The sequence below is a fragment of the Citrobacter sp. Ce006 genome, from assembly GCF_030336535.1.
GTDB lineage: Bacteria > Pseudomonadota > Gammaproteobacteria > Enterobacterales > Enterobacteriaceae > Citrobacter > Citrobacter europaeus.
In genome coordinates this window covers 126,111-150,458 of record NZ_JAOWDO010000054.1, presented here as the reverse complement: position 1 = coordinate 150,458, position 24,348 = coordinate 126,111, and the positions used below count along the sequence as shown (strand labels likewise).

Below are 24,348 nucleotides of genomic sequence, written 5' to 3'. Positions count from 1 at the left end.
AACGAGGAAAAGACGTATGTGCGGTATTGTCGGTATCGCCGGTGTTATGCCGGTAAACCAGTCGATTTATGACGCGTTAACGGTGCTCCAGCATCGTGGTCAGGATGCCGCAGGCATCATCACCATTGATGCCAACAACTGCTTCCGCTTGCGTAAAGCAAACGGAATGGTGAGCGATATTTTTGAAGCGCGCCATATGCAGCGTTTGCAGGGCAATATGGGCATCGGTCATGTGCGTTACCCAACGGCTGGCAGCTCCAGCGCCTCCGAAGCTCAACCTTTTTACGTCAACTCACCGTATGGCATCACGCTTGCCCATAATGGCAACCTGACCAACGCGCATGAGCTACGTAAAAAGCTGTTCGAAGAAAAGCGCCGCCACATCAATACCACTTCAGATTCTGAAATTCTGCTGAATATTTTCGCCAGCGAGCTGGATAACTTCCGCCACTATCCGCTGGAAGCCGACAATATTTTTGCTGCTATTGCCGCAACCAACCGCCAGATCCGCGGCGCCTATGCCTGCGTGGCGATGATTATCGGCCACGGTATGGTTGCCTTCCGCGATCCTAACGGTATCCGCCCGTTGGTATTGGGTAAACGCGATATCGGCGATGGTCGTACCGAGTACATGGTGGCGTCCGAGAGCGTAGCGCTGGATACGCTGGGCTTTGAATTCCTGCGCGACGTAGCACCCGGCGAAGCGGTGTATATCACCGAAAAAGGTCAGTTGTTTACCCGCCAGTGTGCCGATAACCCGGTCAGCAATCCGTGCCTGTTTGAATATGTTTACTTCGCACGTCCTGACTCCTTTATCGACAAGATTTCCGTCTACAGTGCCCGTGTGAATATGGGGACTAAGCTTGGCGAAAAAATTGCCCGTGAGTGGGAAGATCTGGACATTGACGTGGTGATCCCGATTCCGGAAACCTCCTGCGATATCGCGCTGGAAATTGCTCGTATCCTCGGGAAGCCGTACCGTCAGGGGTTTGTGAAAAACCGCTACGTAGGGCGTACCTTTATCATGCCGGGCCAGCAGCTGCGCCGTAAATCCGTGCGCCGTAAGCTGAACGCCAACCGTGCGGAGTTCCGTGATAAGAACGTGCTGCTGGTGGATGACTCTATCGTACGTGGCACCACCTCAGAACAGATTATCGAGATGGCGCGTGAAGCCGGAGCGAAGAAGGTGTATCTGGCTTCTGCTGCCCCGGAAATTCGCTTCCCGAACGTGTATGGTATCGATATGCCGACGGCGACGGAGCTGATTGCTCATGGTCGTGAAGTGGATGAGATTCGCCAGATAATCGGCGCAGACGGGCTCATCTTCCAGGATCTGAACGATCTGATTGAAGCGGTCCGCGCGGAAAACCCGGATATTCAGCAGTTTGAATGTTCAGTGTTTAACGGCGTGTACGTTACTAAAGACGTCGACCAGCAATATCTCGATTTCCTCGACTCCCTGCGTAATGACGATGCCAAAGCGGTGTTGCGTCAGAACGAAGCGGAAAACCTTGAGATGCACAACGAAGGTTAATGCTACCGCCAGCGGCATAATGTCGCTGGCTTTTATCAAAGACTCACTACGCCGAAACGAATACTGTATTTTTGTACCTTGTACTGCAATGTCGTTCGGGAAATATTGAGACTTCGTGCGGCTGCTGCAATATTTCCCTGGCAGCTATTCAGCGCTGTTTCAATCAGGCTTTTTTCGAACCTGGCCACCCTTGTTTCAAGCGAGCCATCCACCTCTGATTCTGTGCGTGCGGGGCGGCTGACGACGGTAGGGACATCCGCAACGCCTAAGTTTAACTCCTCTTCTTCAAAGATAATCTTTTTCAGCATCCCGTCGTTTTCCTGCATGATCATGCTGCGGACGATAGCATTTTCCAGCATCCTGACATTGCCGGGCCAGGTGTGATTAAGTAAGGCAATACGCGCAGCTTCACTCAGCCCATGAATATCTTGCGGTACGTCGTTGCGGTATTTATCGATGAAATAATTAGCTAGCAGCGCAATATCTTCCGGGCGTTTCCGTAAAGGGGGAAGGATGAGCATACCCACATTCAGCCGGTAAAAAAGATCTGCGCGCAGCTTACCAGTCTGGATAAGGTGCGCGGGTGTTTCATTCATTGCTGCTACAATACGTACATCTGAGTGGATTTGTTGTTGGCCACCCAGGCGCCAGAATGTTTTATCCTGTAAAAAGCGCAATAGTTTACTTTGCATCTCAACAGGCATGGCGTTGAGCTCATCGAGAAAAAGCGTACCGCCGTTTGCCAGTTCCAGATATCCCTGACTATTTTCTGCCCCGGTGTATGCGCCGCGGACAGTACCAAAAAGAGTGCTTTCAATAAGCGTCGGTGGAAGTGCGCCACAGTTAAGAGCAATGAATGGCTTATCGGCGCGTTTACTACAATGATGGATTAAACGAGAAAAAAGCTCCTTACCGGTTCCCGTCTCACCAACGATGGTCACGGGAATATTGCTTGCCGCCAGACGTTTTGCTTTCGCAATATTACGCAGCATCTCCGGATTCTCAGTAATAATTGCGTGGTGTTTTTCATGGCGATCGGCGTACAGCAAATGGTTAAGCTCTACAACCTGTTCCTGTAACCGCCTGACGCCGGACATGTTCCTGCCAATTTCAATAACGCCAATCATGCTGCCATCACTGGAATAGAGTGGAGCGGTAGTATGCTGATAATCCACCGCCTGACCTCGAGCGTTGTAGTAAATCTGGTAATGACCGATATATTCCACACCTTTCTTCAGTGATGAAAGCATGGTGCTTTGCGTCTCTTTCATGCTCGGATAAACATCCAGCATATGTTTACCTAGCGCCTGCTCAATGCTGTATCCGTCAAGATCCGCACTCTCCTGGTTGTAATAGACATACTCACCACGCTCGTTAATAACCGCCAGGGGTTGATGGATAAGATCGAAGAATCGGGAGAACATTTTTAGTGCTGCAGCCAACTCTTCGTTAGTGGAAGCCATTGCCGAATTCCTTTTTCCTTGTTTAATAACATCATTATAAAAGTGACGAATTTTCGTCGTTGTGATGAATAGCACGCTAAATGACAAAATTCACAATAATTTTATGTATGTAACTGACTGATTTTAATCGAGTTAAGTTTTGGCACGCCTGTTGCTATATCCATTGTGAGAATGTGGTCTCTTACATGAAAATAAGCTGAGGATGTTATGACTGATTCGATTATTCAAAACTACAACCAATTACGTGAGCAAGTGATAGAAAACGATCGCCGTTTCCAACAAAAAGAGGGTCACTTGTGTTTTGATGGCGTGGATCTGGATGCTCTGGCACGCAAGTATCCGACGCCGTTCTATGTTTTCTCTGAGTCAGAGATTATTCGTAATATCAACGAAATCCAGCAGGCGTTTGCTGCCCATAAAAATACCAAAACCTTTTTTGCCTCCAAAACCTGCTCAGTGATGGGAGTGCTTCAGGCGATTCGTGATGCAGGAATTTGTGCTGAGGCTAATTCACAGTACGAAGTTCGTAAATGTCTGGAAATCGGCTTTCGTGGCGACCAGATTGTCTTTAATGGTGTAGTGAAAAAACCAGCCGACCTGGAATACGCCATTGCTAACGATCTGTACCTGATCAACGTCGATAGCTTGTATGAACTGGATCACATTGATGCTATTTCCCGCAAATTGAAAAAAGTCGCCAATGTTTGCGTTCGTGTGGAACCAAACGTTCCGTCAGCGACGCATGCAGAGCTGGTGACCGCATTTCACGCAAAATCGGGATTGGATTTGGAACAAGCGGAAGAAACCTGTCGGCGGATCCTGGAAATGCCTTATGTCCATCTTCGCGGTTTACATATGCATGTGGGCGATCAGGTTCCTGAATCTGAACCTTTTGCCAAAGCAACCAAAGTATTGGTGGATGAATCTCGACGTCTGGAAGAGGTTTTGGGGATTAAATTTGATCTCATCAACGTGGGCGGCGGTATTCCTGTCCCCTACAAATATGATGAGGAAAATGGCGATCCGCTTAAAGACAATATGTATGCCGGGATTACGGCACAGGATTTTGCTGATGCGGTTATTCGTGAAGTCCATAAGTGGCGTACGGATGTGGAAATCTGTATTGAGCCCGGGCGTAAGGTTACCGGTTCGGCCGCCGTTCTGCTAACAGAAGTCGCCTGTGAAAAACGTAAAACCAACTATGACCTTAACGGCAATGTTGAATGTCACGTTGAGTGGAAGTTTGTTGATGCCGGATACAGTGTGCTTTCAGACAGTCAGCATTTTGACTGGTTCTTCTATGTCTACAACGTTTCCAGAATGACAGATTCGCATGACGCGTGGATCAAACTCGCAGGGCCTCTTTGTGACGGCGGTGATTACTTCCATATGGGCGTGAAGGGGGAGGAGTTCCTGATGCCGAAGAACACGCAAATTGGCGATATCGTCGCATTTCTGGATGCGGGCGCCTATACCATCGAAAGCCAGACGGTCTACAACAACCGCCCGCGCTCTGCTGTCGTGATGATAGACAAAGAGGGAAAAGATCGCTTAATCCGTCGGGAAGACAGTTACGAAGATATGGTCAAGTACGACATTTATTAAATCTCATTATTGGGCTTCGGCATTGGCCGGAGTCCATGAGTCAGGTAATTCGAAGAGGGCAGTGATGCCCCTGAATGAATAACAGGAGATGGCCATGAGTAACAATAGTTCTGGCTTGCTTGGCATCAAAGATATCGTCTTTATGAATGTCATTGCCATTCTGAGTTTGCGACAAATACCGAATGTCGCTCCCTACGGCGCTTCAGCAATGCTGTTGTGGGTTATTGCCGCATTCTGTCTGTTCTTTCCGCTGGCGATGGTGTGTGGTGAACTCTCCACCGGTTGGCCGAAAGATGGTGGGATATTTGTCTGGATTAAAGAAGCGTTTGGTAAACGTATCGCGTGGATAGTCGTGGTGTGCTTTCTCTTTTCCTGCGTGTTATTTTTTCCTCTGATGCTGCAATTTGGTTTTACAGCGCTGGGCTACATGATTGGTGACGGTCTGGCTGAGAATAAAGCGTTTATTGGTGTTGGTTCAGCGGTTATTTTCTGGTTGCTGACGTTAATGAATATACGCGGCATGGAGTGGACCAAAATTATCAACAGCGTCAGCGCCTGGTGTGGTGTGTTTATTCCTTCTGCGATTTTGATCATTTTGGCTATCGTATGGTTGGCCACCGGACATCCGATGCAAACCGATTACGCGACGGCGGCAAACTGGGTTCCTGACCTGAGTCACTGGGATACCATTGTCTTTCTTTCGAGCATGATGTTTGCTTTTGCTGGTCTGGAAGTTGCGCCGATGATTGCCGGACGCACGCGTAACCCGCAACGTGATTTCCCGCGAGCAATGGCGGTTTCTGCTGTTGTTATTGTGGGTATTTACATGGTGGGAACCTGGGCGTTGAACACGCTGCTGCCTGCGGGGAATACCGACATTGTTGCGGGCGTAATGCAGGCGATGCACGCCGCAGCGGATACGTTACACATGCCGTGGCTGATTCCGGTGATGGCATTCTGTATGTTTTTTGGTGCTCTGGGTCAGATTAACTCCTGGCTGGTGGGGCCTATCTACATGCTTCAGGAAGCCTCACGCGAGGATAATCTGTTAGGCGATAAAATCGCCCAACTGCACCCGGTCTGGAAAACGCCAGCATTTGCGCTGATCGTGCAGGCAATTATTGTCACTGTTCTGTGCTTCTCAACCTTTATATCCCCGAGCGTTGCTGCGGCGTACTGGATGTTGACCGCACTGACTACAATTACCTACTTCATTCCCTATCTGGTGATGTTCCCGGCATTCTGGCGCTTGCGTCAGACGCAACCGGATACGCCAAGAAGCTTTAAAATACCCGGAAAAGTCCTACCTGCAGTGCTGCCGGCGCTTGGATTTATCTCTATTGCCTTTGCCGTTGCTCTGCTGTTTATCCCGCCTTCACAAATTGATATGGGGGGATATTTCCAGTACGCAGGCAAGATCGTTGGTGGCGCATTGTTGGCCGTTATTGTTGCTGAAAGTATCTACCATCGGGCGCAGAAACGTAATGCTCGAATGAGCATGGCAGGAGGAAAATAAAATGTATATGCCCATCCTGGAAATCAATTTACGCAAGCTGGAAGAAAATGCCCGAACAGAAAAAGCGCTTTTAGCCAGCAGTGGAATTGAGGTCATGGCGGTCAATAAAGTTTTTGATGGATGTGTTGAAACTGCGCAGGCCGTATTTAATGGCGGCATTCAGGTGATTGCAGAATCACGGACCTACAATCTGAAAAAAATCCGTGAAATCGGGTGTACTACCTGTTTACTCCGCAGTCCTTGCCTAAGTGAAATTGAAGACGTTATCCGCTATGCCGATATCAGTCTGAACAGTGAAGCCGTTATCCTGCGCGCTTTATCACAGGAAGCCCAACGCCAGGGGAAAATGCATCAGGTATTGCTGATGGTTGATATGGGGGATTTACGCGAAGGTATCTGGTTCACCGAGTATTCACAAATTCTCAGCACTATCCGGCTTATTCATGAATTACCTTGTCTTGAGCTGTATGGCCTGGGTACCAACTTCAATTGCTATGGTACCGTCCTGCCCACGGTAAAAAATGGTGAAGATTTTCTGGCACTGGCTGCGCGAGTAGAGCGGGACAGCGGCGTGCCAGTGCGCCGACTCTCTGCCGGTAATTGCACCAGCTACCATTTACTGGATAAAGAAATTTGGCCTCAGGGATTGAACCATTTACGGATCGGGGGGTTGCATGAGTTTGGCATTGAATATGTCGAGATGAAGTATCTGAACGAATTTCATCACTCTGCCAAGCCGGTGGAAAAAGCGTGTTCTGATATGTATGTCCTTGAGGCGGAGATTATCGAGCTTAACAGCAAGCCGACAATACCCGTAGGAGAACTTGGCGTAGACGCTTTCCTGCAAACCAAAACCTTTGTTGATCATGGTGTTCGCAAGCGGGCCTTGTTGGCGTTTGGTCGTCAGGACGTACCTTCCGATAACTGTGTGCCCTGCGACGACAATATCACCATCCTTGGACAAACCAGCGACCATACGTTGGTGGATATTGAAGCATGCGAGCAGCCGTTGAAAGTGGGAGATGTCGTCCGTTTTGAACTTGACTATACGGGGCTTCTGATGGCCTGTCAGACGAAGGGCGTTGCCATGAGGTTTATTCAATAAGCCACTGCCGCCACGGTCATTTATCTGTGGCGGCGTCTATGACGTTATCCGGGACAGGGAGTAACCATGAGTACCCTGCAAGTGCTACCGCCCGCCGAGCCTGAAAATGGGTTACGACGAAACCTCAAAAAACGCCATTTGCTGATGATTTCTCTCGGTGGGACAATCGGCACCGGTTTATTTATCGGTATTGCCGAACCGCTCAATAGCGTCGGGCCCGCGGGAACATTACTGGCTTATCTGTTCGCTGGCGCGATTATGCTGGCAACCATGATGTGCCTTGGTGAGCTGTCCTGCGCGTTTCCCCATTCAGGTTCATTCCAGCATTATGCGTTGATGTTCCTGCCCAATCCTATCTGGAGCTATATCATTGGGTGGCTATATTGGCTGAGTTGGGTGTTTTCCCTGGCAGCAGATCTGACTGCTGCGGGTTTCATTGCCCATCAATTTTTCCCTGCTATACCTGTCCACTTTTATTGCCTAATCATCCTTGTCGCACTCACGCTGATCAATTTATGCTCGGCGAAAAGTTTCGGTGAATGTGAATACTGGCTATCAGCGCTTAAGGTTTTTGCAATAGTGCTTTTCATCGTGGCAGGCGGCGTCATGATTTTCTCTCTCTCAGGAGATGCAAACTGGCATCCGACGTTGAAAAGTGATGGTTTGTGGTTTCCCAACGGATGGGAGCAAATTCTGGTTTGCATGACGATAGTCATCTATTCATTTCAGGGGGTGGAACTGGTAGGAAGCGCGGCAGGAGAAACGGAATCGCCGCACTCAGTGTTGCCGAAGGTTATTCAGGGCATTGGTTTGCGAATAATCCTGTTTTATGGTCTGGCGATTGCTGTTCTGGCTCTGGTTTATCCACATGGGAAAGTACCTGATGGAAATAGTCCCTTCGTCTGGGTGTTCTCACACGTCGGTATTCCTGGGGCTGATGTTCTTATGATGCTGGTCATTTTTTCCGCAGCTGTTTCAGCAGCGAATTCAGCAGTCTATGCCAGTTCACGTATGCTATGGTCGATGGCGGGCTCCCGATTTGCCCCTGCACGATTTGGTAAATTAAGCGGTAACGGCGTGCCGGTTAACGCTATTTTACTGACAGTGCTTTTAGCTCTGGTGTCGATGCTGACACGTTATATTCCCGCTCAGCAGTTTTATCTCTATTTAATTGCCAGTACCGGGCAAGTGGGGTGCCTTGCGTGGATAGTTATCGGTTGGTGTCAGTTCCGTTTTCGACAGGCGGTAAATCGCGGAGTGTATCCCGCAAGTCTGGTCAGCTATCGATCACGATTGTTCCCGTGGTTGGCTTGGTTTGTCATCATCACTAATATCGCGATAATCATTGGTACCTGGTTTAGCGGGCAAGGTGGGCTGATTATGCTCATTGAGCTGGTATTGATGGGCATCATTGTAGCGTCATGGTTTTATTTAAAACCAACTGTACGATAAAAAGGCGCTCCCGACTGGCGGGAACGCCTCTGTTTTAAGTCTCGTCGACCCAAATTCGCATTTCGCCTTCGCCGCGGTTGGCCCAGCTAAACCACGGGATAAAGGTCAGCGTCTGCTTCTCAACCGCCGTCTGGCGATTATCAAAGCTGTATAGCGGCTTATCCTCATGCGCGGTCAACACGCGTACGCCTTCCGCCTGTAGCAGCACTTTCCCTTTCAGTAAGCCCACGCCCTGAATCTCACGAAACGCGCTCGCCTTCGGTAGCGACAGGTTGTGCAGCTGTGCGCCGTTATCCGCCTCTTCCAGACAGTAGACCAGCGGCCCACGCTGAATCGCCACTTTACCCGCCGCATGGCGCACCAGCGGATTGGCATACACGCGACGAACGGGCATCGGCAGATTCAGGGTAATGATGTCTCCTTCCTGCCACTGGCGATGCAGGTGCAGATAACCTTTCACCATTTTGCCCTGAGCCGCTTCGCCGTTTATCCGTACCGTTGGTGCCGCACACCACTCTGGCAGGCGCAGCGCCAGCGTGTGCTCGACTACCTGCGGCTGGTTAAAGCGAATCGAGACCTGCTCGTCCCACGGATAGTTACTCTCAACCTTGAGCGCCAGCGTCTGAGCGTCAACCGTAAACTGCGCCTCGCTACCGGCATAGAAGTTAATAAACAGCGCGTCCGGGCGTGGGGTAAAAATATAGTGACCAATGGCGACCAGCGTACGGGCGATGTTTGGTGGGCAGCAGGCGCAGCCGAACCAGCGTTGGCGCACGGGCTTAATGTGGTCGTAAATATGGTTATGCGGAATACTTTTGGGTTGCGTTTCCAGCGGGTTCACATAGAAGAAATGTTTGCCGTCCAGCGCCATCCCGCCCAGCACCGTGTTGTAAAACGCGCGTTCCATGACATCGGCATAGTGCGCGTCGCCTTCCATTTCCAGCATGCGGCGGGCAAACATCATCAGGCCGATGGAGGCGCAGCTTTCTCCATAGGCGGTATCATTCGGTAAATCGTAATCGCTGGTGAAGGCCTCGCCGATCCCTTGCGAGCCAATACCGCCGGTGATGTACATTCGGCGCTGCACCATGTTATTCCAGATGCGCAAGCAGGTCTGGCGCTTTTCTTCGTCGTTCGTCATGCGGGCGATATGCGCCAGCCCGGTCATCAGATACACCGAACGTACCGCATGGCCGACGGCTTCGCTCTGTTGCGCCAGCGGTTTGTGGGCGTGGGTATAGGCTTTATCTTTGACCATCCATGCCTCGCCCCAGTTATCCCAGTGCCAGGTGCCCCCGCGCTGAGCAAACTCAATATCGTAATAGTACGGTTGCTGGCCGCGCTCTTCGAGAAAGAAGCGTGCCAGCGCCTGATAGCGTGGTTCCTGTGTGACTTCATACAGGCGCATCAGCGCCAGCTCAATTTCCGGATGACCTGGATAGCCGCGCAGCTGGCCTTCGTTTGGACCGAAAACGGTGTCGATGTGGTCGGCGAAGCGGCAGGCTATCTCCAGCAGCCGACGCTTGCCGGTGGCGTTAAAAAAGGCCACTGCGGCTTCAAACAGATGCCCGGCGCAGTACATCTCATGGCATTCCGCAACGTTGGTCCAGCGCAGCCCCGGCTCTTTAACGGTGTACCAGGTGTTGAGATAACCATCTTCACACTGCGCTTTTGCCAGCAGCTCGATGACCTCATCGGCGGTCTTCTCAAGCTGTGCGTCCGGCTTTTGACTGAGTGACCAGGCTACGGCTTCCAGCCATTTAGTCACATCGCTATCCTGAAATACCATGCCATAAAACTCACCGTGCTCAAGTCCGGCGGCAATGCGGTAGTTCATTAGCGCGTGGCTTGGCTCCGCTTCAGGGATCTCGTCGTTCAGCGCTTGCCATTGATAGGGGATAACCACGTCGCGGATCAGACGCTGGTACTCTCCTAAAAACGGGTCGGTGATGGTGATGTTATTCAGGTCGGCTTCAATCACATCAGACTGCATCATGTTTACCTCAGGAAATGTGTGAATGTCGTTGGTGAAGATCGGTTGAGATTTGCTGCATCATCGGGCCGTTGAGACGGCATTTGAGCAGGCACAGCGCCAGCGCGAGATGGAAAATTGCGGGTACGATGCTTTGCAGCAGGGTGATGCCCTGAATCGATGCCGCGGTCTGGTTTTCCAGCCCCGGTCGATAGGCCACCATAATCAGAATCAGGCTGATAATGCCGCCGGAAGAGGCCCAGGAGAGCTTGATAAAAAAGAGGTTGAAGGCGAAGTTCATACCGGATGAACGAACGCCGTTTTTCCATTCACCGTAGTCATCGGCAAAGGCCATAATGGAGAAGTGCAGCGGCAGGGTGAAACCCAGCACCACGTTGTTGATTAAGATACAAACCAGCCACAGGGTCTGGTACTGCGGCCCGGTCGGCAGAAAGTACATGGCGATACCGAAGACGACCAGCGCCAGGTTGGTGTAAAAATACAGTTTCACCATATCAAAGCGGCGGGAGAGGGGATTGACGATAATCGCCCCGGCAATGGATGCCACGGTCACCACGCCAAAAAACAGCGACATAAACCCGGCGCTGCCCTGCAGGACATAAGAGATAAAGTAAATGTAGCCGCCGCCGCGAATACACAGAATGTTCACCAGCAGGAAGGACATCACCAGCATCATCAAGAGCTGATCGTTTTTACGCAGCCCGGCCAGATGTTCGCGCAACGTAAAGCTGCCCGCCAGCGATAACGGTACGCGCTCTTTGACCCAGAAGAAGCACAGCAGAAACATCACCACGCCCACGGTACACAGTACCGTTACGCCGTATTGGTAGCCTTTTGCCAGGTTGCCCTGCCCAAAGACCTCCACCATCCACGGTAATCCTACCGCGACCAGGAAACCCGCAATGCCGCTTAATACAAAGCGCCAGGACTGACAAGACATCACCTGATCGTGTCGATTAGTCACTGCGTTAATCAGCGCACAGTATGGAACGTTGTTAGCGGTATAGCCGATGGAGAGCAGGAAGTAGGTGCCAAAGGCCCAGGCAATTTTCGCGTTTGGCCCCATATCCGGCACCGTGAAAGTCAGAATGCCGATTACGCCGAGCGGTACTGCGGTCCACAGTTGCCACGGACGAAAACGGCCCCAGCGGCTGCGGGTACGATCGGCAATCACGCCCATCACCGGGTCAGAAACGGCATCGAAAATACGCAGAACAAAAAACATCGCCCCCACAATGGCCGGGCTTAAGCCAAAAACATCGGTATAGAAAAAGAGCAAAAAGCCGCTTATCAAATCTGAGATGCAGTGCCCGCCGGCATCGCCTAATCCATAGCCTATCTTTTCGCGGGTCGAAAGCGTCTCGCCCGCGTCAATTGTCTGTACATCAGTATCCAGGTTATCAGCAATTGTCATAACCAATCCTCGAACAGGGGGATGATTTAAAGAGTCATTACGGCTTATCTCTGACAGTTTTTACTAAACAAGTAACGGCGGTGAGCATAGATCTGCTATGGAGTATTGGTATATGTCGTGTTTCTTTCTCTGTGAAAATGATCGTGATTTTTACTAAAAAAATATTATTAATAGTGATCTTAATCACAAATGCAGGGTGGAGGAGCACGATTAGCGGTTCTGCTAGTGACTCTGTGGGGAAATTACGTATTGTTAATCGTCTGCTGTGAGAGTGATATTCTTACGGCTAATGGAATCAGACGTCGACTGAAGAACGCGTGACAGGTGCAAACAAACGGAATGGCGAAAAAGACCCGAATTAAAGACATTGCAGCGGCATGCGGTGTTTCTATTGCTGCGGTTTCCCGGGCGCTGAAAGGGCAACCCGGTCTTGGCGAGGAGACGCGTCAGAGAATACTGACGATTGCGCAGGCTGAGGGCTACGATTTTGGCCGTTTGCGTAGCGGTCGTATTAAACGCTTACTTTTTTTGCTGCATCGCGAACACAATATCGCCAGCGCGTTACCTTTCTATTCCACGGTGATGCTCGGCGTGGCTGAAGCTTGTCGGGAAAATGACATTGCGATGAGTTTCTTACCCATCGGACCGGAAGACTCGGTGGCGGAGATGATTAACCTGCACCAGCCCGATGCGCTTATCTGCGCCGGTTATCTGGAAGCTGAAATACTTGCTGAATTGCGGAAGCTGGCATTGCCTGTGGCGCTGGTGGATCTGTGGGCCGCCGACTTTCCTTGCGTCAACCCGGATAATTTTCATGGCGGATTTATTGCTACACGTCACTTGCTTGAACAGGGACGCAAGCGCATTGCATTTCTTGGACATTCGCAACGACATTACAGTATTCGCCAGCGTGTAGAAGGGTATCAGCAGGCGCTGTTTGACGCCGGACTCTCGCTTCCTGAGGAATATCAGGTTGAAGCGCCGCCGGTCAAAAATATTGAGCAGGCGCTGATTGAGGGGATGGACAAACTGCTGGCGCTGGCCCAGCCGCCGGACGCGATTTTTGCCTATAACGATATTGCCGCGCTGGTGGCGATGCGGGTCTGTGCGCGCAAAGGAATCAGGGTGCCGGAAGATATCGCCATTGTTGGATTCGATGATATTGATGCAGCGGCCTGGGCGCATCCGGCGTTAACCACCGTTGCGGTTGATAAGCGCGAGCTTGGACAGGATGCGTTTCGTTTGCTACTCAATGAGCAAGGGGAACGAAATCTGCTGCAGCCGGTTCGTCTGGTGGTTCGTGAAAGCTCGCTCAGTTCAGCGCCACATTGACAGTTGCGCCCGACGCCGTAATCCGGCAAAGTCTCGCCATTACGACGAAAAGGCTCTCACAGTGAAACGACTCATCATTGGTATTTCTGGCGCAAGCGGGGCAATTTACGGCGTGCGCCTGCTGCAGGTTTTGCGTGACGTTAGCGATGTGGAAACCCATCTGGTGATGAGTGCCGCTGCCCGGCAGACACTGGCGCTGGAAACGGACCTCTCTGTACGCGACGTGCAGGCCCTGGCGAATGTGAATCACGATACGCGCGATATCGCCGCCAGTATCTCCTCCGGTTCTTTTCAGACCGCCGGAATGGTTATTCTGCCGTGTTCAATCAAAACGCTTTCTGGCATCGTTCACAGCTACACCGATGGACTGCTTACCCGTGCGGCAGACGTGGTGTTAAAAGAACGTCGCCCGCTGGTGCTGTGCGTGCGTGAAACGCCGTTGCATCTGGGTCATCTGCGGCTGATGACGCAGGCGGCTGAAATTGGCGCGGTGATTATGCCGCCTGTCCCGGCATTCTATCATCGCCCTCAAACGCTGGATGATGTGATTAATCAAACGGTTAACCGCGTACTTGATCAGTTTGATATCTCCCTTCCGCAGGATCTGTTCACCCGCTGGCAAGGGGCGTAAGCCGTTCCATCAGCGTGCAAAGAAACATCCGTTGCCCTGTTTCAGGGCAATTTTGTAACCGCGATCATATCCTCAACATTTAATTCGTTAAAACTCAACGAAACGCTGCGGTTCAACCGTCAGACCTGCTATCTTCAAAATCAGGACATTATTGCAACGTTTTATTAACATATTTAACGTCGAATATCCTCATCGGCGCGAAAATGGCATAAGACCTGCATGAAAAAGTCTGCAAACACACAACACAACGTAAAACATAATAAAATTACGCCACTTGAGGGTTATGTATGAAGAAGACGGTTCTTGCTTTGTCTTTGCTGGTAGGACTCTCCGCCACCGCGGCCAGCTACGCAGCACTTCCGCAGACGGTTCGTATTGGTACAGATACAACGTACGCACCTTTTTCCTCTAAAGATGCCAAAGGCGACTTCGTCGGCTTTGATATCGATCTGGGAAATGAGATGTGTAAGCGCATGCAGATCAAATGTACCTGGGTTGCCAGCGACTTTGATGCGCTGATCCCGTCGCTGAAAGCGAAAAAAATCGATGCCATCATCTCCTCGCTTTCTATCACCGAGAAGCGTCAGCAAGAGATTGCATTCTCGGACAAACTTTACGCTGCAGACTCACGTCTGATCGCCGCGAAAGGTTCCCCGATTCAACCGACTCTGGACTCCCTGAAGGGCAAGCACGTTGGCGTCCTGCAAGGCTCGACTCAAGAAGCCTATGCCAATGACAACTGGCGCAGCAAAGGCGTGGACGTGGTGGCCTATGCGAACCAGGACCTCATCTATTCTGACCTGACGGCGGGCCGTCTGGACGCGGCGTTGCAAGATGAAGTCGCGGCCAGCGAAGGCTTCCTGAAGCAGCCTGCTGGTAAGGACTACGTCTTTGCCGGTCCCTCAGTAAAAGATAAAAAATACTTTGGCGACGGAACCGGGATTGGCTTACGCAAAGATGATGCAGAGCTGAAAGCCGCTTTCGATAAAGCGCTGGGCGAACTGCGCAAAGACGGCACCTACGACAAAATGGCGAGCAAGTATTTTAACTTCAATGTCTACGGCGATTAATACGCCGCAGCGGGGAATTGACTGCACCATTGCGGGTAACCATTACGGTGCATGATAAATTCAGTGCACTGTTTTAGTGCTTTTATCGCTGACTTAATAAGCATGAGTGCATACTTAAGCGCTTTTCATGCAAATAAATACCGCCGACAGGGTAGAATGCTTTGCCTTGTCGGCCTGATTAATGGCACGATAACTGCACCTGGTCCTGTAAAGATCCCCTATAAAAGACAGTCTGTTGAGGATAGTTATGAAAAAACTGGTGTTGTCTCTTTCTCTGGTCCTGGCTTTCTCCAGTGCTACCGCAGCATTTGCAGCCATTCCGCAAAAAATTCGTATCGGTACCGATCCTACTTATGCGCCGTTCGAATCGAAAAATGCGCAGGGTGAATTAGTCGGTTTTGATATCGATCTGGCTAAAGAGCTGTGCAAACGTATCAATACACAATGTACCTTCGTGGAAAACCCGCTGGACGCGCTTATCCCTTCGCTAAAAGCGAAGAAAATTGATGCGATTATGTCTTCGCTTTCCATTACTGAAAAACGCCAGCAGGAAATTGCCTTTACCGACAAGCTTTATGCAGCGGACTCACGTCTGGTTGTCGCTAAAGATTCTGCTATTCAGCCGACCATTGAGTCGCTGAAAGGCAAACGTGTTGGCGTGCTGCAGGGTACGACTCAGGAAACGTTCGGCAACGAACACTGGGCGCCAAAAGGCATTGAAATTGTCTCCTATCAGGGGCAAGACAATATCTATTCTGACCTGACTGCCGGGCGTATTGATGCCGCATTCCAGGATGAAGTCGCAGCCAGCGAAGGCTTCCTGAAGCAGCCAGTTGGTAAAGATTACAAATTCGGCGGCCCGTCTGTGAAAGATGAGAAGTTGTTCGGTGTGGGTACCGGTATGGGACTGCGCAAAGACGACAACGAGCTGCGCGAAGCGCTGAACAAAGCCTTTGCCGAAATGCGAGCTGACGGTACTTACGAGAAGCTGGCGAAAAAGTACTTCGATTTTGATGTTTACGGCGGTTAATCACCGCAGGTGCTGATAAAGCCCGTAGATTTTTGACACGCTGAATTTATGCCTGATGGCGGCTTTGCCTTATCCGGCCTACGAAATCATCGTAGGGCTAATAAGCGCAATGCCATCCGGCATTTAACGGTTGGTCTGAAATCAAAAGAGGCTTCTTACTTCACCACACACACAACAGGACAGGCAGCATGTTGTATGGCTTTTCAGGTGTTATTTTACAGGGCGCAATTGTTACGCTCGAGCTGGCACTCAGCTCGGTGGTACTGGCGGTTCTGATAGGCTTAGTCGGCGCGGCAGCAAAGCTGTCGCAAAGCCGGGCGCTGGCGCTTATATTCGAAGGGTACACGACGCTTATCCGCGGCGTGCCCGATCTGGTCTTAATGCTGCTCATTTTCTACGGATTACAAATCGCGCTGAACACCGTTACCGATGCCATCGGTATCGGCCAGATTGATATCGATCCAATGGTCGCGGGTATCATTACGCTCGGGTTTATCTACGGCGCCTATTTTACCGAAACATTTCGTGGCGCATTTATGGCCGTGCCAAAAGGCCATATTGAAGCCGCGACGGCATTCGGTTTTACCAGCTCACAAATATTTCGCCGCATAATGTTCCCGGCGATGATGCGCTATGCCTTACCGGGAATTGGCAACAACTGGCAGGTCATTCTTAAGGCCACGGCGCTGGTATCGTTGCTTGGACTTGAAGACGTGGTGAAAGCCACTCAGCTTGCCGGGAAGAGTACCTGGGAGCCGTTCTATTTTGCCGTAGTGTGCGGGGTCATCTATCTGGTGTTTACCACTGTTTCTAATGGTGTGCTGCTGTACCTTGAGCGCCGCTATTCCGTGGGTGTGAAGAGGGCTGACCTGTGATCGAGATTATTCAGGAATACTGGAAGTCCCTGCTGTGGACCGACGGATATCGCTACACCGGCGTAGCTATCACCCTGTGGCTTCTGATTTCATCAGTGGTGATGGGCGGGATACTGGCGCTGTTTTTGGCAATTGGTCGTGTTTCCAGTAATAAATTTATCCAGTTCCCTATCTGGCTATTCACCTATATTTTTCGTGGGACGCCGCTGTACGTACAGCTACTGGTGTTTTATTCCGGGATGTATACGCTGGAGATAGTTAAAGGCACGGATTTCCTCAACGCGTTTTTCCGCAGTGGGCTGAATTGCACCGTGCTGGCGTTGACGCTGAACACCTGCGCCTATACGACGGAGATCTTCGCCGGGGCCATTCGTTCCGTGCCCCATGGTGAGATTGAAGCCGCGCGTGCTTACGGGTTCTCGTCGTTTAAACTGTATCGTTGCATTATTTTGCCTTCCGCGCTGCGTATTGCGCTGCCGGCTTACAGCAATGAAGTGATTTTAATGCTGCACTCCACGGCGCTGGCGTTTACCGCAACGGTGCCTGACCTGTTGAAAATCGCCCGTGATATCAACTCGGCAACGTATCAGCCGTTTACCGCATTCGGTATTGCCGCTGTACTGTATTTGATTATTTCGTATGTCCTGATCAGTCTGTTCCGTAGAGCGGAAAAACGCTGGTTGCAGCATGTATCCTCTAAATGATTCGAGTAACACGATGTCTGAAAATAAATTAAACGTTATCGATTTACATAAGCACTACGGCGAACATGAAGTGCTGAAAGGGGTATCGCTGCAGGCCAACGCGGGTGATGTTATCAGTATTATTGGCTCGTCAGGTTCCGGTAAAAGTACCTTCCTGCGCTGCATTAACTTTCTCGAGAAACCGAGCGCCGGGTCGATTGTCGTCAGTGGCCAGAATATTGGTCTGGTGCGCGACAAAGACGGTCAGCTTAAGGTTGCAGATAAAAATCAGCTGCGCCTGCTGCGTACGCGACTGACGATGGTCTTTCAGCACTTTAATCTGTGGAGCCACATGACGGTGCTGGAAAACGTGATGGAAGCGCCGATCCAGGTGCTGGGGCTGAGCAAGCAGGAAGCCCGCGAACGTGCGGTGAAGTATCTGGCTAAAGTGGGCATTGATGAGCGCGCACAGGGAAAATATCCGGTGCACCTGTCCGGTGGTCAGCAGCAGCGCGTCTCCATTGCCCGCGCGCTGGCGATGGAACCGGAAGTGTTGCTGTTTGATGAACCCACGTCGGCGCTTGATCCGGAGCTGGTGGGCGAAGTGTTGCGCATTATGCAGCAACTGGCCGAAGAGGGAAAAACCATGGTGGTCGTGACCCACGAAATGGGTTTTGCCCGTCATGTCTCCACGCACGTGATTTTCCTGCATCAGGGGAAAATTGAGGAAGAGGGCGACCCGGAGCAGGTATTCGGTAATCCGCAAAGCCCACGTTTGCAGCAGTTCCTCAAAGGTTCGTTGAAGTAAATCACCTGCCCGGAGGCGCTACGCTTTCCGGGCTTACAATTTTAGCGCGTCGCGCTCCAGCCGAAACACCCAGTCGTCGTAGGCGATGCCGTCAATCTCACATGCTTTTTCCAGCACCTGCGTACGCACAAAGCCCGTTTTTTCCAGAATCCGTACTGAGCCCTTATTCTCCGCAAGAGCGTAAGCATTTATCGCCGTGACGGATGTCTGCTCGAAGGCATACTGGCACACCGCGCGTACGGCTTCGCTGGCAATACCTTTCCCCTGAGCCTGCGGCATAATAGCGTAGCCGAGGTCGGCCTCGTGCGGATACAGGTGACTGATTTGCAGGCCAATATCGCCGAGCGGCGTTGGGTTGTTATGCTCGCGGATGACGAAAGTGTGCTGTGCGGCAAGGCGTCTGGCGAATAACAGACGCGTATCTTTCGCTGGGGCGATATCGCCCATATAACGCATGACGTCAGGACATTCACGTAGTCTCTGGAAAAATGACCAGTCAGAAAACTGAAACAAAGAGAGGGTAAGTCGGGGAGTCGAAATTATCGCCATAACGTCGCCATTGCGGATATCTGGTCTATAACCTTACCACCGCAACGGCGACTGTGAATAGCGCTTAAGGGTTATCGAATGACATCCGCCAGCGCTTCTTCTAAATCGTACCAACGAAAGGCGAAACCAGACGCTTCCAGGCGTTTTGGCAACGCCCGCTGCCCGCCGAGAACCAGCACTGAAGACTCACCCATCAGTAGACGCATTATGCTGGCGGGAACGCGCAGAATGGCAGGACGGTTCAGCGCGTGGCCCAGCGCATGGGCAAACTGCTCATTGTGTACCGGATAGGGTGAAACCATATTGAAGGGACCGCGCAGATCGTTATCCAGCAGCCAGATAATTCCGTTGACCATATCATCAACATGGATCCAGGCCATATACTGCCGTCCGTTGCCAATGGGGCCGCCTAAGCCAAGACGAAACGGCGGGACCATTTTTGCCAGAATACCGCCAGCAGAGGCCAGTACCACGCCGGTACGCAGCATACACACGCGAGTTTTATCGCTCTGCGCAGTGCTGGCAATTTGCTCCCAGCGGGCGCACAGCTTGTGGGTAAATTCGTTATGCGGCGGCTCTTCTTCCGTGACCACAACTTCGCCCAAATCACCGTAGTAACCGGTAGCGGAACCGGAAATGAGCACCGCGGGCGGCGTCTCGCTGGCATTGATTAAATCGACCAGCTTCTGCGTAATACCCCAACGGCTCTGGCACAGGCGTTCCTTTTGCTGTGCGCTCCAGCGCTTATCTGCGATAGGCTCTCCGGCAAGGTTAATCACGGCATCAACATCATTGAGGTTTTGCCGCTCAGCCAGGCCTTTGGACAGCGTGACCCGGGAGCCGAGGATCTGACGCGCCTTATCAGGGGAACGTGTCACTACGGTTATCTGATGCCCCAGTTCCAGCAGGCGGGGGATCAGATGACGTCCAATCAGGCCAGTACCGCCGGTAATCAGAATCTGCATGTCGCCTCCCGGGTTACGTTTAGCGCTGCCAGCTCAGCGTCATAGAAACTGAGTCGGCGTAACGCAATGCGTGAAGTTTATCTATCTCCACTTCAGCATAAGTGACCCAGTGATGTTCGCGTGCGATATCGAGCACATCTTGAGTTAATTTTTCCAACAATGAGAAGCGGTTACCTTCCACGTGGGCAATGATGCTCTTGGTGATAGTGCGATAATTCAGCGCGTCGTTGATATCTTCGCTGGCACGGGCTTTGTCTGCCGGATAGTGAATGGCAATGTTGATGACGATATCCTGGCGGTTAAGGATCTCCTCTTCTTTGATGCCGATAAAGGTGCGCAGACGAAGGTTTTTTATACGAATAATAGCGTCAGGTTGTGACATTGCAGGTTTCCTCCATGTATGAACCTTTGCATGATACACGAGAACCGATTCGCGTCACCGCTTCTCACTCTGTGCTTGCTGCATGGCGCGTTCCGTAGCGGGACGCGTACGGATGCGTTCGTGCCAGTTATTAACCGCCGGATAGTTGTCGAGGTCGATGCGCTGACGCTGATGGGCGTGGATCCACGGCCAGCAGGCAATGTCGGCAATGCTGTAGTGATCCCCTCCCAGCCAGGGGGACGTTTCCAGGCGTTTATTCATCACGTTGTACAGGCGCTGGGTTTCTACCTGGTATCTTTCAATGGCGTAGGGAATCGTTTGTGGGGCGTAGTGGCTGAAATGATGATTCTGACCCAGCATGGGGCCCAGCCCGCTGACCTGCCAGAATAGCCACTGCAGCGTGGTGTGGCGCTCACGCAACTCACCGCTCAGCAGCTTACCGCTCTTTTCCGCCAGATAGAGCAAAATTTCTCCGGACTCAAACAGGCTGATAGGTCTTCCTCCGTCCGCCGGGGCGCTGTCGATAATGGCCGGGATTTTATTGTTCGGCGAGATCTGCAGAAAGTCAGGGCGAAACTGGCTGCCTTTGCTGATATCGACATGAATCAGACGGTATTGCAGCTGCGCCTCTTCAAGGAAAAGCGTGATTTTGTGACCGTTTGGCGATGGCGTGTAATAGAGATCGATCATTTTCAGCGTCCGTTTTGTCATGAACCGGGTCATAACAAGTATAGAGCCTGTTGGCGTGCGTGAGTTTTCATCAAGTGACAGCGAGAGAAAGACTCTATATTTTGAAGGCAAGCCAATACACTTCAGAGGACATTATGAGCAAATCTGCAATTACGCTGTGGTCAGATGCCAATTTTTTCTCCCCTTACGTGCTGTCTGTTTATGTCGCTCTGCAAGAGAAAGGGCTGCCTTTTACGCTGAAAACCGTTGATCTCAACAGCGGTGAACACTTGCAACCTTCATGGCAAGGCTATGCGTTGACGCGCCGCGTGCCGGTTCTTGAAATCGACGGTTTTGAGCTGAGCGAATCATCAGCGATTACTGAGTTCCTGGAAGAGCGCTTTGCGCCACCGCAGTGGGAGCGTATTTACCCACACGATGTGCAAAAGCGCGCGCGGGCGCGTCAGGTTCAGGCGTGGATCCGCAGCGATTTAATGCCTATCCGTGAAGAACGATCAACGGATGTGGTTTTTGCTGGCGTGAAGAAGGGGCCATTAAGCGACGCGGGAAAAGCCAGTGCGGAAAAATTGTTCGCTACTGCGAGCAGTTTACTGAGTCACGGTAAGCAGAATTTATTTGGCGAATGGTGTATCGCTGACTGCGATTTAGCGCTAATGCTTAATCGTCTGGTCCTTAACGGCGATGAGGTTCCGCAGGCGCTTGCGGAATACGCCGCCTTCCAGTGGCAGCGCGCTTCTGTCCAGCGTTTTATCGCGCTTTCGGCGAAGCGTTCCTGCTGAAAAACGGGGCGTAATCCAGTATCATTACAAGGTAATTTTCAACGAGGAGTGAGTGATGAAACTGATGTTCGCATCGGACATTCATGGTTCGTTGCCAGCCACGGAACGCGTACTCGAACTGTTTAGCGCAAGCGGTGCGCAATGGCTGGTGATATTGGGTGATGTTTTAAACCATGGGCCGCGTAATGCGCTACCCCAGGGCTATGCGCCAGCGCAGGTTGCAGAGCGGCTGAATGAGCAGGCCGCGCGAATTATCGCGGTGCGTGGCAACTGCGACAGCGAAGTGGATCAGATGCTCCTGCATTTTCCGATGACCGCGCCGTGGCAGCAAATTCTGACCGAAAATCAGCGGCTCTTTTTGACGCACGGGCATCTTTTTGGTCCGCAAAATATGCCGGCGCTCAACGCAGGAGATGTGCTGGTTTACGGGCATACTCATCTGCCGGTCGCCGAGCGGCAGGGGGATGTTTACCACTTCAATCCCGGCTCGGTAAGCATCCCGAAAGGGGGCTTTGCGGCAAGTTACGGGATTCTGGATGATAATGTTCTCAGCGTAATGGCACTCAATGATCAAAGTGTTATTGCACAGGTCGAGATTAATCCGTAATTTACCCCACAAACATAAACGCGCCGTAAGAGCGCCAGAAAAAAGAAGGTTTCCTGATGGTGGAACAGCGTCGTTTGGCAAGTACGGAATGGGTGGATATTGTGAATGAAGACAACGAAGTCATTGCACAATCCAGCCGGGAACAAATGCGGGCGCAACGCTTACGCCATCGTGCGACGTATATCGTTGTGCACGATGGTATGGGCAAAATTCTGGTTCAGCGTCGCACTGAGACAAAAGATTTTTTGCCCGGCATGCTGGATGCCACCGCAGGCGGTGTCGTGCAGGCTGACGAGCAACTGCTGGACTCAGCGCGCCGTGAAGCGGAAGAGGAACTGGGGATTGCGGGTGTGCCGTTTGCCGAACATGGGCAGTTTTATTTTGAAGACCAGAACTGTCGCGTGTGGGGCGGGCTGTTTAGCTGCGTCTCCCACGGGCCATTTGCGCTTCAGGAAGAAGAAGTGAGTGAAGTTTGCTGGCTGACGCCGGAAGAAATTACCGCGCGCTGCGACGAGTTCACGCCAGACTCACTGAAAGCCCTGGCGCTGTGGATGACCCGCAACGCCAAGAATGAATCGCTGAAAGAAGAAGAAACGGAATAAGACGTTAACCGCTACCGCAATGCTAAAATTTGTTGCGGTAGCGATGTTTATTACGGATGAGTCAGGGTGATGACAGCAGGTATGTTGACCGTTCCTCCGGATAAGGCATTTTTATCGATAACACCGAGATGGGCAGACAGATTTAACGTGCCATTGGACGAACTATCGTAATTCAAATATCGGGGCTCAAATGTAACTGCCTTAGTTAAATCGAGATCAAAGAGATAGTCCGTTCCCCCAGTTGTTAGAATATAGCTTAATCCCACACCAACCCCTTTAGCACTGCCGTTGGTATTCACGAGCATATTATTTTTCACCAGGTTACTTGAAAGATTTACAACCAGGTTGGGTTTGCCGTAGCAATTTTGTAGTTTAATCGAAAATCGTGTTTCATTAAAAACCAATTGTGGTGAGGCATACAAATCATCGAGTTTGGCTTCACCCAGATTGACGACTTCATCTGCTTTAAATGCGCCGCATCCGGCGGTAGTAATGGTGACCGGTCCGTTTAAATAGACATCGATTTGTCCTCCGGCCCCGGTACTGTTGGCCACTTCGCCTACTTTTTGCCGGGTGGCAAATACCTGCTTGCCGGCTGCCTGGGCCGGATCGAACTCGGCGGTGGTATAGAATGTCAGCGTAAAGGTCGCGGTGGCATTCATCAGCCACTGTGCGCTTGAGTTGTTTGCACAACCCCATATGAACTGTGGGTCAGTTTGGTTTACGCTGCTGTCATTGGACATGTAGATGGGCATTTTTTCCCAGCCGGTCCAGTAGCCAGCAGGCGGCGTTAAATTCGCGGCAAGCGTAAAGTAGAGACCGGGAATAGATTTGTCTACCAGTGCACCTTTATTGTTGTTAGGGTCCATCGGGAAAGTGGTATTGTCGACGCGGGTAAAAATGACTTTAGAGCTTTGTTTGTTTTCGTTTTTTCCCCAGTAGGAAATTCCGGTGTTATTGGTTTTTACCAGGACGTCGGCGGTATTGGGTAAATAACTTTGCCCGCTGGCAGCGATGCCAATATCTGCATTGACAGTAGCATTTTGGTCGGAAGTATTGCCAATCATAAACGTACAACCTGCTGCCCATACCGCACGTAAGGGGGCAATAAGCAGCATTAGCATAATAAATGTATTTCGCGTCATGATGTTTTTATAAGAGTGAATTGAGGAAACAGGGTAACATGGCGGTTTTTCAAAAATCTATTGATGAAGTCTTATTTTATGATTTTATAAATATAATTTTTGTGAATACTTTAATTTA

General features: G+C 51.1%; 23 protein-coding genes. 15 read left to right on the top strand and 8 right to left on the bottom strand.

What is annotated here, in order from left to right; translation table 11 throughout:
- Positions 1-16 precede the first annotated feature (16 nt).
- Positions 17-1,534, top strand: a complete 1,518-nt coding sequence (purF, locus tag OGV94_RS02300; RefSeq protein ID WP_016153855.1) for an amidophosphoribosyltransferase — start codon at positions 17-19, stop codon at positions 1,532-1,534.
- A gap of 35 nt (positions 1,535-1,569) precedes the next feature.
- On the opposite strand, the gene OGV94_RS02295 is transcribed toward purF, so the two are convergent.
- A complete protein-coding gene (locus OGV94_RS02295) occupies positions 1,570-2,997 on the bottom strand; it encodes a sigma-54 interaction domain-containing protein (protein ID WP_172863217.1) in 1,428 nt (475 codons plus the stop codon).
- Positions 2,998-3,204: 207 nt separating this feature from the next.
- On the opposite strand from OGV94_RS02295, the gene dokD reads away from it, so the two are divergent.
- The 4 genes from dokD (at position 3,205) to OGV94_RS02275 (ending at position 8,675) form a co-directional block, all read left to right on the top strand.
- Positions 3,205-4,602 carry an ornithine/lysine decarboxylase DokD gene (dokD, locus tag OGV94_RS02290; protein ID WP_079939913.1) on the top strand — a complete coding sequence of 466 codons (1,398 nt, stop codon included), beginning with the start codon at positions 3,205-3,207 and terminating at the stop codon, positions 4,600-4,602.
- A gap of 94 nt (positions 4,603-4,696) precedes the next feature.
- Positions 4,697-6,118 (top strand): APC family permease, encoded by a 1,422-nt coding sequence (locus OGV94_RS02285; RefSeq protein WP_075145869.1) that lies wholly within the window; start codon positions 4,697-4,699, stop codon positions 6,116-6,118.
- 1 nt (position 6,119) lies between these two features.
- Positions 6,120-7,223, top strand: coding sequence for an alanine/ornithine racemase family PLP-dependent enzyme (locus OGV94_RS02280; protein ID WP_172863216.1), 1,104 nt, complete (start codon positions 6,120-6,122; stop codon positions 7,221-7,223).
- 66 nt (positions 7,224-7,289) lie between these two features.
- Entirely contained in the window at positions 7,290-8,675 is a 1,386-nt protein-coding gene (locus tag OGV94_RS02275; protein WP_075145871.1) for an amino acid permease, read from the top strand.
- Positions 8,676-8,709: 34 nt separating this feature from the next.
- Here OGV94_RS02275 and OGV94_RS02270 read toward each other — a convergent pair whose 3' ends face one another.
- The gene (locus OGV94_RS02270; protein WP_286522506.1) at positions 8,710-10,671 is read right to left on the bottom strand and encodes a glycoside hydrolase family 127 protein; all 1,962 of its coding nucleotides are present in this window, start codon (positions 10,669-10,671) and stop codon (positions 8,710-8,712) included.
- Positions 10,672-10,678: 7 nt separating this feature from the next.
- Positions 10,679-12,082: an MFS transporter gene (locus tag OGV94_RS02265; RefSeq protein ID WP_286522505.1), complete on the bottom strand. Its 1,404-nt coding sequence runs from the start codon at positions 12,080-12,082 to the stop codon at positions 10,679-10,681.
- Between the two features lie 339 nt (positions 12,083-12,421).
- Here OGV94_RS02265 and OGV94_RS02260 point away from each other — a divergent pair, with 339 nt between their 5' ends.
- The 7 genes from OGV94_RS02260 (at position 12,422) to hisP (ending at position 18,511) form a co-directional block, all read left to right on the top strand.
- Entirely contained in the window at positions 12,422-13,414 is a 993-nt protein-coding gene (locus OGV94_RS02260) for a LacI family DNA-binding transcriptional regulator (protein ID WP_172863213.1), read from the top strand.
- A 61-nt stretch (positions 13,415-13,475) separates the two neighbouring features.
- Positions 13,476-14,045: a UbiX family flavin prenyltransferase gene (locus OGV94_RS02255; protein ID WP_043017066.1), complete on the top strand. Its 570-nt coding sequence runs from the start codon at positions 13,476-13,478 to the stop codon at positions 14,043-14,045.
- 287 nt (positions 14,046-14,332) lie between these two features.
- Positions 14,333-15,115 (top strand): lysine/arginine/ornithine ABC transporter substrate-binding protein ArgT, encoded by a 783-nt coding sequence (gene argT / locus OGV94_RS02250; protein WP_043017065.1) that lies wholly within the window; start codon positions 14,333-14,335, stop codon positions 15,113-15,115.
- Positions 15,116-15,362: 247 nt separating this feature from the next.
- Entirely contained in the window at positions 15,363-16,145 is a 783-nt protein-coding gene (gene hisJ / locus OGV94_RS02245) for a histidine ABC transporter substrate-binding protein HisJ (protein WP_003028120.1), read from the top strand.
- Positions 16,146-16,333: 188 nt separating this feature from the next.
- Complete coding sequence (locus OGV94_RS02240; RefSeq protein WP_043017064.1) at positions 16,334-17,020, top strand: histidine ABC transporter permease HisQ; 687 nt, start codon at positions 16,334-16,336, stop codon at positions 17,018-17,020.
- Complete coding sequence (gene hisM, locus OGV94_RS02235; protein WP_043017063.1) at positions 17,017-17,724, top strand: histidine ABC transporter permease HisM; 708 nt, start codon at positions 17,017-17,019, stop codon at positions 17,722-17,724. The genes OGV94_RS02240 and hisM overlap by 4 nt, the downstream gene beginning before the upstream one ends.
- A 13-nt stretch (positions 17,725-17,737) precedes the next feature.
- The gene (gene hisP / locus OGV94_RS02230; protein ID WP_043017062.1) at positions 17,738-18,511 is read left to right on the top strand and encodes a histidine ABC transporter ATP-binding protein HisP; all 774 of its coding nucleotides are present in this window, start codon (positions 17,738-17,740) and stop codon (positions 18,509-18,511) included.
- A gap of 33 nt (positions 18,512-18,544) precedes the next feature.
- Here the strand turns inward: hisP and OGV94_RS02225 are convergent, their stop codons facing one another.
- The 4 genes from OGV94_RS02225 to yfcG all read right to left on the bottom strand — a co-directional run bounded on the left by OGV94_RS02225 (position 18,545) and on the right by yfcG (position 21,097).
- Positions 18,545-19,060 carry a GNAT family N-acetyltransferase gene (locus OGV94_RS02225; protein ID WP_181634521.1) on the bottom strand — a complete coding sequence of 172 codons (516 nt, stop codon included), beginning with the start codon at positions 19,058-19,060 and terminating at the stop codon, positions 18,545-18,547.
- Between the two features lie 71 nt (positions 19,061-19,131).
- On the bottom strand, positions 19,132-20,025 hold the full coding sequence (locus OGV94_RS02220; RefSeq protein WP_181634522.1) for a TIGR01777 family oxidoreductase: 894 nt from the start codon (positions 20,023-20,025) through the stop codon (positions 19,132-19,134).
- 19 nt (positions 20,026-20,044) lie between these two features.
- Entirely contained in the window at positions 20,045-20,407 is a 363-nt protein-coding gene (gene folX / locus OGV94_RS02215; RefSeq protein WP_043017059.1) for a dihydroneopterin triphosphate 2'-epimerase, read from the bottom strand.
- Between the two features lie 54 nt (positions 20,408-20,461).
- Complete coding sequence (gene yfcG / locus OGV94_RS02210; protein WP_047413416.1) at positions 20,462-21,097, bottom strand: GSH-dependent disulfide bond oxidoreductase; 636 nt, start codon at positions 21,095-21,097, stop codon at positions 20,462-20,464.
- Positions 21,098-21,231: 134 nt separating this feature from the next.
- On the opposite strand from yfcG, the gene yfcF reads away from it, so the two are divergent.
- The 3 genes from yfcF to yfcD are packed head-to-tail and all read left to right on the top strand — an operon-like array spanning position 21,232 to position 23,085.
- Positions 21,232-21,876 (top strand): glutathione transferase, encoded by a 645-nt coding sequence (yfcF, locus tag OGV94_RS02205; RefSeq protein WP_043017058.1) that lies wholly within the window; start codon positions 21,232-21,234, stop codon positions 21,874-21,876.
- A 55-nt stretch (positions 21,877-21,931) separates the two neighbouring features.
- Positions 21,932-22,483 carry a phosphodiesterase gene (gene yfcE / locus OGV94_RS02200; protein WP_043017057.1) on the top strand — a complete coding sequence of 184 codons (552 nt, stop codon included), beginning with the start codon at positions 21,932-21,934 and terminating at the stop codon, positions 22,481-22,483.
- A gap of 56 nt (positions 22,484-22,539) precedes the next feature.
- Entirely contained in the window at positions 22,540-23,085 is a 546-nt protein-coding gene (gene yfcD / locus OGV94_RS02195; protein WP_043017056.1) for an NUDIX hydrolase YfcD, read from the top strand.
- A 50-nt stretch (positions 23,086-23,135) separates the two neighbouring features.
- Here the strand turns inward: yfcD and OGV94_RS02190 are convergent, their stop codons facing one another.
- Entirely contained in the window at positions 23,136-24,152 is a 1,017-nt protein-coding gene (locus OGV94_RS02190; protein ID WP_075145878.1) for a fimbrial protein, read from the bottom strand.
- Positions 24,153-24,348: the final 196 nt, after the last annotated feature.

Bases quoted from the DNA above. Each gene is read 5' to 3' on its own strand.
- purF (WP_016153855.1), top strand. From the start codon at position 17: ATGTGCGGTATTGTCGGTATCGCCGGTGTTATGCCGGTAAACCAGTCG.
- OGV94_RS02295 (WP_172863217.1), bottom strand. From the start codon at position 2,997: ATGGCTTCCACTAACGAAGAGTTGGCTGCAGCACTAAAAATGTTCTCC.
- dokD (WP_079939913.1), top strand. From the start codon at position 3,205: ATGACTGATTCGATTATTCAAAACTACAACCAATTACGTGAGCAAGTG.
- OGV94_RS02285 (WP_075145869.1), top strand. From the start codon at position 4,697: ATGAGTAACAATAGTTCTGGCTTGCTTGGCATCAAAGATATCGTCTTT.
- OGV94_RS02280 (WP_172863216.1), top strand. From the start codon at position 6,120: ATGTATATGCCCATCCTGGAAATCAATTTACGCAAGCTGGAAGAAAAT.
- OGV94_RS02275 (WP_075145871.1), top strand. From the start codon at position 7,290: ATGAGTACCCTGCAAGTGCTACCGCCCGCCGAGCCTGAAAATGGGTTA.
- OGV94_RS02270 (WP_286522506.1), bottom strand. From the start codon at position 10,671: ATGATGCAGTCTGATGTGATTGAAGCCGACCTGAATAACATCACCATC.
- OGV94_RS02265 (WP_286522505.1), bottom strand. From the start codon at position 12,082: ATGACAATTGCTGATAACCTGGATACTGATGTACAGACAATTGACGCG.
- OGV94_RS02260 (WP_172863213.1), top strand. From the start codon at position 12,422: ATGGCGAAAAAGACCCGAATTAAAGACATTGCAGCGGCATGCGGTGTT.
- argT (WP_043017065.1), top strand. From the start codon at position 14,333: ATGAAGAAGACGGTTCTTGCTTTGTCTTTGCTGGTAGGACTCTCCGCC.
- hisJ (WP_003028120.1), top strand. From the start codon at position 15,363: ATGAAAAAACTGGTGTTGTCTCTTTCTCTGGTCCTGGCTTTCTCCAGT.
- OGV94_RS02240 (WP_043017064.1), top strand. From the start codon at position 16,334: ATGTTGTATGGCTTTTCAGGTGTTATTTTACAGGGCGCAATTGTTACG.
- hisP (WP_043017062.1), top strand. From the start codon at position 17,738: ATGTCTGAAAATAAATTAAACGTTATCGATTTACATAAGCACTACGGC.
- OGV94_RS02225 (WP_181634521.1), bottom strand. From the start codon at position 19,060: ATGGCGATAATTTCGACTCCCCGACTTACCCTCTCTTTGTTTCAGTTT.
- OGV94_RS02220 (WP_181634522.1), bottom strand. From the start codon at position 20,025: ATGCAGATTCTGATTACCGGCGGTACTGGCCTGATTGGACGTCATCTG.
- folX (WP_043017059.1), bottom strand. From the start codon at position 20,407: ATGTCACAACCTGACGCTATTATTCGTATAAAAAACCTTCGTCTGCGC.
- yfcG (WP_047413416.1), bottom strand. From the start codon at position 21,097: ATGATCGATCTCTATTACACGCCATCGCCAAACGGTCACAAAATCACG.
- yfcF (WP_043017058.1), top strand. From the start codon at position 21,232: ATGAGCAAATCTGCAATTACGCTGTGGTCAGATGCCAATTTTTTCTCC.
- yfcE (WP_043017057.1), top strand. From the start codon at position 21,932: ATGAAACTGATGTTCGCATCGGACATTCATGGTTCGTTGCCAGCCACG.
- yfcD (WP_043017056.1), top strand. From the start codon at position 22,540: ATGGTGGAACAGCGTCGTTTGGCAAGTACGGAATGGGTGGATATTGTG.
- OGV94_RS02190 (WP_075145878.1), bottom strand. From the start codon at position 24,152: ATGATTGGCAATACTTCCGACCAAAATGCTACTGTCAATGCAGATATT.